Source organism: Porphyromonas sp. HMSC065F10 (genome assembly GCF_001808555.1).
Classification (GTDB): Bacteria; Bacteroidota; Bacteroidia; order Bacteroidales; family Porphyromonadaceae; genus Porphyromonas_A.
The window spans coordinates 1-10,918 of record NZ_KV793748.1; the positions used below are offsets into that span (position 1 = coordinate 1).

Consider the following 10,918-nt stretch of genomic DNA (forward strand, 5'->3'; position numbering starts at 1 on the left):
ACCCCGACAGGCGTGCTCGCCTTTTTACCCGGAAGACCTTGGGAAAATCCAAATGCGTCAGCCCTGATCAGTGCATAGGGGAGTCGCTCCCTTCGGGGTCTGTAAAGGCAGCGATGAAAGAATAAAGGCGGGCACCCTCCACACCGGAGGATGCCCGCCTTTTCTTTTATCCTAAATGAGACTGGTGCACGAAGGCGATCTGCTGCGTTGCTTTCGGAATTCGGTCTCGGTCACGTACGTGAGTACGCTCCTTTCGGTCTCATCCTCAGCGCCTTGCACCTCATCCTTCGTGCAACATTCTCAAATAGTGGACCTTTACTTCTCGATCGCTGCGATGCCGGGCAGCGTCTTGCCCTCGATCGCCTCGATGAGTGCACCACCACCGGTGGAGACGTAGCTCACCTGGTCAGCGAGGTGGTACTTATTGATCGCCGCTACGGAGTCACCACCGCCGACGAGCGAGTAGGCACCGCCCTTCGTTGCCTCGGCAACCGCCTTGGCGACCGCCTCGGTACCCTTGCCAAACTTATCAAACTCAAAGACTCCCGCAGGACCATTCCAGAGGATCGTCTTTGACTGCAGGATCACCTCACGGAAGAGCTCGATCGTCTTGGGACCGATGTCCAGCCCCTCGCGATCATCCGGGATGTCGTTGCAGGGGACCACCTTGCTATCGGCATCGGGGGCAAAGTCGGTGGCTGCAACACAGTCGACGCCGAGTACGAGGCGGACACCATTCTTCTTTGCCGTCTCCTCGATCTCGCGCGCCACGTCAAGCTTATCCTCCTCCAGGAGAGACTTACCGACGTTACCGCCACGAGACTTCATGAAGGTGTAGGTCATACCGCCCGTGAGGATCAGGTTGTCCACCTTGCCGAGGAGATTCATGATCACGTCGATCTTCGTGGAGACCTTGGAGCCACCGAGGATGGCGGTGAAGGGGTGCTTGGCGTTATTCAGGATCTCATTGACCGCATTCACCTCCTTCTGCATCAGGTAGCCAAACATCTTGTGATCCGCATCGAAGTACTCAGCGATCAGTGCCGTAGAGGCATGAGCGCGGTGGGCGGTGCCGAAGGCATCGTTCACGTACACCTCAGCGAGGTCTGCCAGCTCCTTGACAAATCCCTTTTGGCTCGCCTTGACAGCCTTCTTGGCAGCAGCGGTCTCCTCCTCGGAGGCGTCCTTGGGGAGGCCCATCGGCTTGCCCTGCTCCTCTGCGTGGAAGCGAAGGTTCTCCAGGAGGAGCGCCTCACCATCCTTGAGCTCCATCGCCATCCGCTTCGTCTCCTCACCGACGCAGTCGGGAGCGAGCTTCACGTCCACACCGAGCAGCTCAGAGACGTGAGAGAGGATGTTCTTCATGGAGAGCTTGGGGTCGGCGCCTGTCTTGGGACGGCCGAGGTGGGAAGCGATGATGAGGCGACCTCCGTCACCGAGGATCTTCTTGAGGGTCGGGAGAGCGGCACGGATGCGGGTGTCGTCCGTGATCTGGAGATTTTCGTCCAGAGGGACATTAAAGTCAACGCGCACGAAGACGCGCTTCCCGCCGAAGTTGTAGTCTTGGATCTTTGCCATAGCTATAGGGTTTTATTAGTGTATTGATCTCTTTCTTACCCCACAAATTTAATAAATTCTTGGTGAATCATCCGCCATCGCATGCGGCTGACAGGGGGGAGGGAAAAAACCGAGCGATGGACGTGCTGCCTCCGTGGAGACGGCACGCCCATCGCTATCTGTGTGAGGAAAAGAAAGGGTCAGAGACCGAGATCGGCGATCTTGGTGCTCATCTCGTTGGCGTCATTCGTCTTAAGCTCTATGGTCCCCTCGGGATTGATCAGGATCATGGTCGGGATAGCCTGGATGCCGTAGGCATCGGCAAAGGCGCTCGTGGAGTCAAAGATAGTGGTCCAGGTCATGCCGAGCTCCTTACGAGCCTGCGTATTTGCCTCAAAGGTCTCATTGATACCTCCTATGCTCACCACCTTGATCGTAGAGGGATGGCCCTTTGCAATCTCAGCAAGGTGCGGCATAGCGGCACGGCAGGGACCACACCATGAGGCCCATACGTCGATGAGGAGGTACTTGCCCTCCTCCCGCAGCTCGCTCACGCGGATCTCCTTGCCGGTCTCGTCGGTCATCGTCACATCGACGTAGGGCTGGCCGGCGCTGGTCTTCTGCTCCGCCAGCTGCAGCTGATAGAGCTTCTTCAAGTCCGAGTCCTCCTTTACCAAGTCACCCGCCGACTCGTAGAGCTCGACGAAGCCCTTAGCATCAGAGGTGGGATAGAGGGAGAGCGCCATCCGCCCCAGCTCGTTATCCTTATTTTGCTCAAAGCACTTACGGGCAATCTCTGCCACCCGAGTGGAGAAGCGGTCCGAGATCTCGGCACCCTTCTCGGAGACCTCCTGGGTCACCTTATTCCCCGCAGCCTTGTACGCCTCCTGGAGGGCGATGCTCTCGCGGGCATAGTCTCCGTAAGCACTATTGTACTCCTCTGTGAGGGTCGCCAGCTGACGATTCATCGGCGTGGAGGTCTCATCGTAGGTGTAGCTCTGGCTGACGCTGTCGGGGACGATCGTCGAGGTCCCCTTCTCGGAGAAGTAGCCGATGGCGCGGTCCCCAAGCTGGAGGTCAAACCGAGCGAGGGAGACGGTGTCGGGGAGGACGAGCTCAAAGGCTCCGGCAGAGACCTGAGCGGAGTCGATCCGCTCACCAGCAGCATTGATGAGCGTAGCGTACTGCCCCTCGAGGCTCTGGGGGAGGTTGCTTCCCCTCAGGCGGGGAGCGGTACCCTCCTTAGTGCAGGCGATAGTGCCGGCTGCCAGCAGCCCGGCAGAGAGGAGCAGGAGTAGAGACTTCTTCATACTGTGTTTCTTATCTTATTATGTAGATGAGTCATTGAGGTGTAAATTTACCACTTTCCTGATTTACCTCGATCAGAAGAGGGGCTTTAGGAAAATATAACTACCTTTGCACCCGCAACGAGAGAAGTCTCGTTGCCTTCGCCTAGGGGTGCCTGTCCGCAAGGGCAGGCTGAGAGCAGACCCTCCGAACCTGTCCGGATCATTCCGACGTAGGAAAGTGCGTGATACCGACCGCCTCCGTGTAGGTAGTCCCCCATCATCAAGATCTGCTCGCCCACACCCTGTGGGCTTAGTGCCCAAGTGCGACACTTACTTTATCATCTTTATATAGAGCAGATACATGAATAATCTTATCTCCAGACTTCTGTCTGTCGGAGCTCTCAGCGGAGCTCTCCTCCTCGGCGCCAGCGCCCAGGATGTCTCTCAGGAGTACGACCTGGATGCCGTGGAGGTCCTCGGCATCCGTCCCGGACAGCTCACCCCGGTCACCAAGCAGACGATCAAGCTCCCCGAGCTGAAGCTCCATACCACGGCGTGGGACGTGCCTACGCTCCTCCGCGGCACCCCCTCCCTCCTGATCACTCAGGATGCCGGCACGATGGGCGGCTACACCGGCTTCTCCATCCGTGGTGTCGACCCCTCGCGTGTCAATATCACCGTCAATGGCGTCCCCGTCAACGACTCCGAGAGCCAGGCGGTCTTCTGGGCCAATATGCCCGACTTCGGCAGCCGTCTCTCCGATATCGTCATCGTGCGTGGTGCCGGGTCGTCCACCTTCGGTGCCGGAGCCTTCGGTGCGACGATGGATATGCGCATCGCCATCCCCGAGGCTGAGGCGGGTGGTAGCGTCTCCACCTACTGGGGCTCCTATGGTATGCGCCGCGATATGGTGCACCTCACTACAGGAGCTCTGGCGGGCAACTGGCGCTTCGGTGGGTTCCTCTCCCGCACGTCCGGCAATGGATACCGGGATCGTAGCGGAAACAAGGGATTCGCTTACCTCCTCCAGGCCTACAAGGGGGGCGAAAATTACTCCCTCCAGCTGATCCACAATCTCGGTGACCAGCATACTCAAGTCGCGTGGACAGGAGCCAATCAGTCCATGATAGACTCTTATGGTCGTCGCTACAATCCGGACGGGCTGATGAATAAGGGCGAGAAAGAGCTCTCCAAGCAGCTCTTCTACCCCGACCAGACCGACAACTACCGCCAGAGCCACACCTATGCCATCCTCAAGCATCAGCCGACGGACAACTTCAGCTACGATGTGACCCTCCACTACACTCGCGGTAAGGGATTTACCCGTGAGTATAAGAATGAGCGAAAGCTCCGGGAGTACTTCGTCGTCCCGATGAGCAACAAGACAAAGGCTGACCTTGTGCGAGAGAAGTACCTCGACAACCACTTCGCCGGTGGGATCTTCAACGCCATGTGGACCGGTGAGAAGGGGCGTATCAACTTTGGTCTCTCCGGAAATCACTACTGGGGCGATCACTATGGCATCCTCCCCTGGGTCGACGGGATCGCAAAGGGGACGATGACTGAGTTTGGTCCCTTCTACCCCAATTCAGAGTACTACCGCAACTCCTCCGCCGTCACCGGCATCGCCACCTACCTCAAGGGCGAGTGGAATATCACCGACCATCTCCTCGCCTATGGTGACGTGATGTACCGCTACTCCCGCACCACCATGCACGGACTCTCCGACAAGAAGTCCGATAAGACCGGCAAGATGGATGTCCTCAACTTTGATGGCGCCAACGCTCCGACCTACCACTTTGTCCTCCCCAAGGTTGGACTCAACTTCCACCCCTCACGCAACCACTCCTACTACATCTCCTACACGACTGCAGCCAAGGAGCCCAATCGCAAGATGTTCACCGAGAGTCGTGAGTACGATGACAAGGGAAATGAGATCCTCCCACGCCCCGAGTACATGGGCGACCTCGAGATCGGTACCGAGCAGACATGGGGACCGGTGAGCCTCTTCGTAAACGGCTACTTCATGCACTATAAGGACCAAATCGTCCCCAACGGCAAGCTCAGCGACGTGGGTGAGCTGCTGATGGTCAATGTCCCCAAGAGCTACCGCGCCGGTGTGGAGATGGGCTTCGACTGGCAGATCATCAAGCAGCTGCGCCTCTCTGCCAATGCGACCCTCTCCCGCAATCGGATCCTCGACTACACCTACTCTGAGAGCGTCTACGACGCCTCTTGGGAGTGGGCACGCCTGAAGGACTACAAGATGGACGAGACACCCATTGCCAACAGCCCCTCCGTCATTGCCAACCACGCCCTCACCTGGATGCCTCTTGACAATCTCTACATCGACTTCTCCGGCACCTACGTTGGCGCACGCTACGTAGACAATAGTGGATATGAGGGACATCGCCTCCCGGGCTACTACACCGGCAGCCTGATGGCTAAGTACGGGATCGATCTGAAGAGCCACCGCTCCCTCGACCTGAGCCTGCAGCTGCTCAACCTCTTCAGCAGCAGCTACTCCACCTATGGCTACATCTACGATGCCTACAGCCTGCTGGACAAGACCGGTAAGGAGGTAAGTCGCGGTCAGGACCTGAGACAATTCCCCGCCGCACCGATCCACTTCGTTGCCGGCGCCACCTATACCTTCTGATAGGTCTATTACTCTTAACTAAAGCGTGATGGGCTCCCCACTCTGATCTTCAGAGCGGGGAGCCTTTTTTTTGCGCGGTCACTCTCGGATAAAACTAATACCGATATTAGTGTCGCCTAATATCGGTATTAGTGATTACTAATATCGGTAAAAGAAATTCCCTACTCCCAGCGACCCGGTAGAGGGTGATGAGAGGAGGGCTTTCGGTGACTGTAAGGTCCTCGTGCCACATTCCAATGATTTTTCGCGGGTTGGGGCTGTGAAGTCAAAGAATTTGGTAGCTTTGTGATGGGCTTTGCCGGAGGATCGCTCACCCATCATCTGGTGAGCGGATCCGAGGGTGAGGTACCCGCTTCCATACATAAGAGAGACTGAGATATGATATCTTTTTTCCGCAACTTCGGTACGGTCTATGCCGTACAGCACACCGCACCCCTGTCCGATGAGGATCACAAGACCCTCGGCTGGCTCTTCGACGGAGCCACGGAGGTCAAGGCTCCACTTACGGGCACCTTCATCGGTCCGCGTGCGGAGATGATCACCCCGTGGAGTACCAATGCGACCGAGATCGCCCACACCGTTGGCATCGACTCCGTCGAGCGGGTGGAGGCCTTCCTTGAGGCTGAGCCGGGCGTGCCCTACGACAGGATGCTGCTGCGGCAGTACGAGACGCTGGACGGGGGACTCTTCGATACCAAGATCGAGAAGGCTCCCCTCCTGCCGGTGGAGGATCTGCGGAAGTACAATAGCGAGGAGGGTCTCGCTCTCTCCGATGAGGAGATCGACTACCTCGAGGGGGTGGCACGAGAGCTGGGGCGTCCGCTCACGGATGCGGAGCTCTTCGGCTTCTCGCAGGTGAATAGCGAGCACTGCCGACACAAGATCTTTGGCGGCACCTTCGTCATCGACGGCGAGGAGATGCCGGAGAGCCTCTTCGGGATGATCAAGAAGACGAGTAAGCTCAATCCCAATGGCATCGTCTCCGCTTATGCAGATAATGTCGCCTTTGTGGAGGGACCGGAAGCGGAGTTTTTCGCCCCGGAGCGGATGGACCGCCCCGACCTCTACCGCACCGAGGAGACCGAGACGGTGCTGGCGCTGAAGGCTGAGACGCACAACTTCCCCACCACCGTGGAGCCCTTCAATGGTGCAGCCACCGGCTCCGGTGGCGAGATCCGCGACCGGCTCGCCGGGGGCAAGGCGTGCCTGCCCCTCGCCGGCGCAGCGATCTACATGACGCCCTACACCCGGCTCGACAAGTCTCGCCGCTGGGAGAGCGCCATCACTGCCCGCCCCTGGCTCTACCAGACGCCTCAGGAGATCCTGACGAAGGCGAGCAACGGGGCATCAGACTTCGGGAATAAGTTTGGCCAGCCCTTGATCGTCGGTTCGCTCCTCACCTTTGAGCACCAAGAGGGTAGCGAAGTGTGGGGGTACGACAAGGTGATCATGCTCGCCGGCGGTGTCGGGCTTGCTCGGAAGCGCGATGCGCAGAAGGGTCACGCCGAGGACGGCGATGCCATCGTCGTGATGGGGGGAGACAACTACCGGATCGGTATGGGCGGTGGCGCCGTCTCGTCGGTAAATACCGGCAGCTACGCCGATGCCATCGAGCTCAATGCGATCCAGCGCTCCAATCCTGAGATGCAGAAGCGGGTCGCCAACGTCATCCGAGCTATGGCGGAGGGGAAGCGCAATCCGATCATCTCCATCCACGACCACGGCGCCGGAGGGCATCTCAATTGCCTCTCCGAGCTGGTGGAGGAGACCGGGGGAGAGATCGACATCGACCGCCTGCCGATCGGTGACCCGACGCTCTCCGACAAGGAGATCCTGAGCAACGAGTCGCAGGAGCGTATGGGCATCCTGATCCATAAGGAGGACCTCGAGGGCGTACGCGCCATTGCCGAGCGGGAGCGTGCCCCCTTCTACCCCGTCGGAGAGGCGAAGGCAAGCGGGAAGCTGGTCTTTGACCACCAAGAGACCGGCGCACCGGCGGCGCTGGATCTGCGGCTGAGCCACCTCTTCGGCTCCGCCCCCAAGACAATCATGGAGGATAAGACAAGGGAGACCACCTTTGCCGATCCCGACAAGAGTCCGCTCGCCGGGCGAAAGCTCGCTGATGTCATCGCTGACGTGCAGCGGCTCGAGAGCGTCGGCTCCAAGGACTGGCTGACAAATAAGGTGGACCGCTCCGTCACCGGCAAGGTGGCGCGCCAGCAGTGCTGCGGACCGCTCCAGCTGCCCCTCTCTGACCTCGGTGCCGTGGCGCTCGACTATCGGGGCGAGGCAGGTATGGCGATGGCCCTCGGTCACGCCCCTGTGGCGGCGATGATCTCCGCTGAGGCGGGCTCCCGCCTCGCCATCGCCGAGTCGCTGACCAATATCGTCGGGGCACCCCTACGAAAGGGGCTCGAGAGCGTCTCGCTCTCCGCCAACTGGATGTGGCCCTGCCGCAATCCCGGCGAGGATGCCCGACTCTACGCTGCTGTCAGGGCGGCATCCGACTTTGCCATAGCCCTCGGGATCAATATCCCGACCGGCAAGGACTCCCTCTCAATGACCCAGACCTACCCCGACGGGCAGCGGGTCACCGCTCCCGGTACGCTGATCGTCACTGCGGGAGCCGAGGTGACCGATGTCCGCCGGATCCCCGACCCGGTGCTGAAGGACGCCCCGGGAAGTGCGGTGCTGTACGTCGACTTCTCCTTCTGCAACCGTCACCTCGGAGGCTCCGCCCTCTACCAGACGCTCGGCAAGGTGGGCTCCACCGCGCCCGACATCGTGGACGTGGACTACTTTGCTGACGCCTTCGGTGCGATCCAGGAGCTGGTCAATGAGGGGAAGGTCCTGGCTATCCACGACCTATCCGCCGGCGGGCTCGTCACCGCTCTCCTCGAGATGTGCTATGCGCGCACCGAGGGAGGCCTGCAGCTCTCAGCCGATCTCCTCAGCGAGGGACCTCTGGAGGAGGTGCTCTTTGCCGAGAACCCCGGCGTGCTGATCCAGGTGGCTAATCCGGAGGGCGTGATGAAATTACTAGAGGAGTCAGGCATCGCCTCCGTCATCGCCGCCCTCCCGATCAAGGAGCGGCTGATGCGCATCGGCGAGGAGGAGATAGACATCGATGAGATGCGCCGTGCCTGGCAGACGCCATCGCTCCTCATGGAGCCTGAGCAGGCGTCCAAGGAGTGCGCTGAGTCGAGGGCAAGGGAGCAGCTCGCTCAGCCGATGGACTACCGGCTACGCCCCGGTCAGAGACGCACGCTCGCCGACTACGGCAAGAGCCGGGATCGGAAGGAGCGGAGTGGTATCACCTGCGCCATCATCCGCGACAAGGGGACCAATGGCGAGCGAGAGATGGCCTACGCCCTTTGGCTGGCCGGCTTTGACGTGCGGGATGTCCACATGAGCGACCTGATGAGTGGTCGCGAGACACTGGAGGAGTGCCGGATGATCGTCTTCTGCGGAGGCTTCTCCCACAGCGATGTGCTGGGGGCGGCGACCGGCTTTGCCGCCGGCTTCCGGTACAACGACCGAGCCAGCGAGGCGCTGCGGAAGTTTTACGCCCGCCCCGACACCCTCTCGCTCGGCATCTGCAACGGCTGCCAGCTGATGGGGAAGCTGGACCTCCTCTACGGCGAGGAGCGGAGCTTCCGTCTGCTGCACAATGAGAGCGGAAAATTTGAGTCCACCTTCCTCACCCTCGAGATCCCCGAGACGAATAGCGTGATGCTCGGCAGCCTTGCCGGCACGAAGCTCGGTTGCTGGGTGGCACACGGTGAGGGGCGCTTTGGTCTCTCGACAGACCCCCACAGCTACTCGGTGGCTGTCCGCTACGGCTACGAGGCCTACCCGGGCAACCCCAATGGCTCACCCGACCGCATCGCGGCGCTTGTGAGCGACGACGGGCGTCATCTCGCGATGATGCCCCACCCTGAGCGGTCCGTCTTCCCCTGGCAGTGTGGGTACTACCCTGAGGCAGGGGACGAGGTGACGCCATGGTTTGAGGCTTTTGTCAATGCCTACGAGTGGTGTCGGGCACACCGCTGAGCAGGCTTATATTATAGACTTCATCTATCATGAGTAAAACGAATCATCAACAGGCGGAGAAGCCGCGACCACATCAGTACGTCGATGAGGAGTACTCCGCACCGGCGATACAGGAGGAGCCTCGGAGCCTCTGGGGCTGGTTTGTCCGCTGCATCACGACCCGCTATGCCGACCTGAGTGGTCGGGCGCGCCGCTTTGCCTTCTGGAGCTTTGTCACCTTCTACATCGCCTTCATCCTGCTGGCGGTGCTGATCTGCTGCGTGGAGACCTACTTCTCCATCCGGGCTTATGGCCCGACAGAGATGGAGCTGAGCAATCCCGGCTTCTTCCTCGACATGGCTCAGGGGACCTGGACCTTCTGGCTCATACCGTTGGTACTGGCGGTCTTCTTCATCCCCATGGTGACGGTGACGGTGCGGCGCTTCCACGACGTGGGCATATCGACCGGCGTCTTCCTGATCCTCTTTGCGGTGCAGTTTTTCTTCCTCGTCATGGGGCTAATCGACAGCGACATCGCTGAGGGCGAGCTGGAGGCGACGCTCAACTTCATCTCCGAGCTGGTGGTCTGTGGCTTCCACCTCTTTGTCGTCGTCGTGGCGCTGATGCCGGGGAAGAACGGCCCCAATAGGTACGGTCCCGACCCCAAGCGGCGTGGGGCGCAGATGGATATCGAGATCGTCTAACTCCGTGGCTGACCTCAAGGAACAAGCTCCCCGCGTGCCGGGAGAGCGACACCTGACGCTCTGGAGCTACTTCTGGACAGCACTCACGCGCCGGTATGGTAGCTTCGGCGGGCGGTCGCGGAGGCTGGAGTTTTGGAGCTACTACCTCTTCATCGTCCTCTTCTACCTCCTCATCCTTGCAGCGCAGGCACTACTGGACGGGGTGGAGGTGACGACAGAGGCACTCATCGCCCCCTTCGGCATTGAGGGGATCCTCTCCGGCTACGGCGACCGACCCTACTTTGATGCGCCGGTGCTGGTCTGGGTGATCCGGCTGCTCTCCGTCGTGCTCTTTGTCCCGACGCTCGCTGTGAGCTGTAGGCGGTACCACGATGTGGGGCTGCCGGCGTGGCTCTTCTGGATACTCCGCGGGACGGCGCTCGCCTGGGCGACTGTCGTGGCGTTGCGGTATGGTGCAGCGGACCTCGGGAGCTCACTCTTCCGCCTGCTCTCCACTGTCGTCGGGGTCGTCGCTCTCGCCGACCTTGTGATCCACCTCCTGCCGGGGCAGAAGGGAACTAATAAATATGGTCCCGACCCCCGTCAGAGCCTGCCACCGCAGCCGGAGGAGCTTTTGCGGTAGAAATAAATTAGTATCTTTATCCTGTCTCTCAGCTACGAGAGGCAGGATTTTTTTT

Annotated in this window: 6 protein-coding genes and 1 riboswitch; of the genes, 4 read left to right on the forward strand and 2 right to left on the reverse strand. The window is 60.0% G+C overall.

Annotated elements, in window-relative coordinates:
- Positions 1–315: 315 nt before the first annotated feature.
- Together pgk and HMPREF2890_RS01080 are read right to left on the reverse strand one after the other, a co-directional pair.
- Positions 316–1,578, reverse strand: coding sequence for a phosphoglycerate kinase (pgk, locus tag HMPREF2890_RS01075; protein ID WP_070464158.1), 1,263 nt, complete (start codon positions 1,576–1,578; stop codon positions 316–318).
- Between the two features lie 179 nt (positions 1,579–1,757).
- Positions 1,758–2,867, reverse strand: a complete 1,110-nt coding sequence (locus HMPREF2890_RS01080; RefSeq protein ID WP_070464160.1) for a TlpA family protein disulfide reductase — start codon at positions 2,865–2,867, stop codon at positions 1,758–1,760.
- 134 nt (positions 2,868–3,001) lie between these two features.
- Positions 3,002–3,101: riboswitch (TPP riboswitch) on the forward strand.
- A 106-nt stretch (positions 3,102–3,207) separates the two neighbouring features.
- On the opposite strand from HMPREF2890_RS01080, the gene HMPREF2890_RS01085 reads away from it, so the two are divergent.
- The 4 genes from HMPREF2890_RS01085 (at position 3,208) to HMPREF2890_RS01100 (ending at position 10,863) form a co-directional block, all read left to right on the forward strand.
- Positions 3,208–5,505 (forward strand): TonB-dependent receptor, encoded by a 2,298-nt coding sequence (locus HMPREF2890_RS01085; protein WP_070464162.1) that lies wholly within the window; start codon positions 3,208–3,210, stop codon positions 5,503–5,505.
- Between the two features lie 378 nt (positions 5,506–5,883).
- Positions 5,884–9,558: a phosphoribosylformylglycinamidine synthase gene (gene purL, locus HMPREF2890_RS01090; protein ID WP_070464167.1), complete on the forward strand. Its 3,675-nt coding sequence runs from the start codon at positions 5,884–5,886 to the stop codon at positions 9,556–9,558.
- A gap of 29 nt (positions 9,559–9,587) precedes the next feature.
- Positions 9,588–10,241, forward strand: a complete 654-nt coding sequence (locus tag HMPREF2890_RS01095) for a DUF805 domain-containing protein (RefSeq protein WP_070464169.1) — start codon at positions 9,588–9,590, stop codon at positions 10,239–10,241.
- A 4-nt stretch (positions 10,242–10,245) separates the two neighbouring features.
- Positions 10,246–10,863 (forward strand): DUF805 domain-containing protein, encoded by a 618-nt coding sequence (locus tag HMPREF2890_RS01100; RefSeq protein WP_168160390.1) that lies wholly within the window; start codon positions 10,246–10,248, stop codon positions 10,861–10,863.
- Positions 10,864–10,918 lie beyond the last annotated feature (55 nt).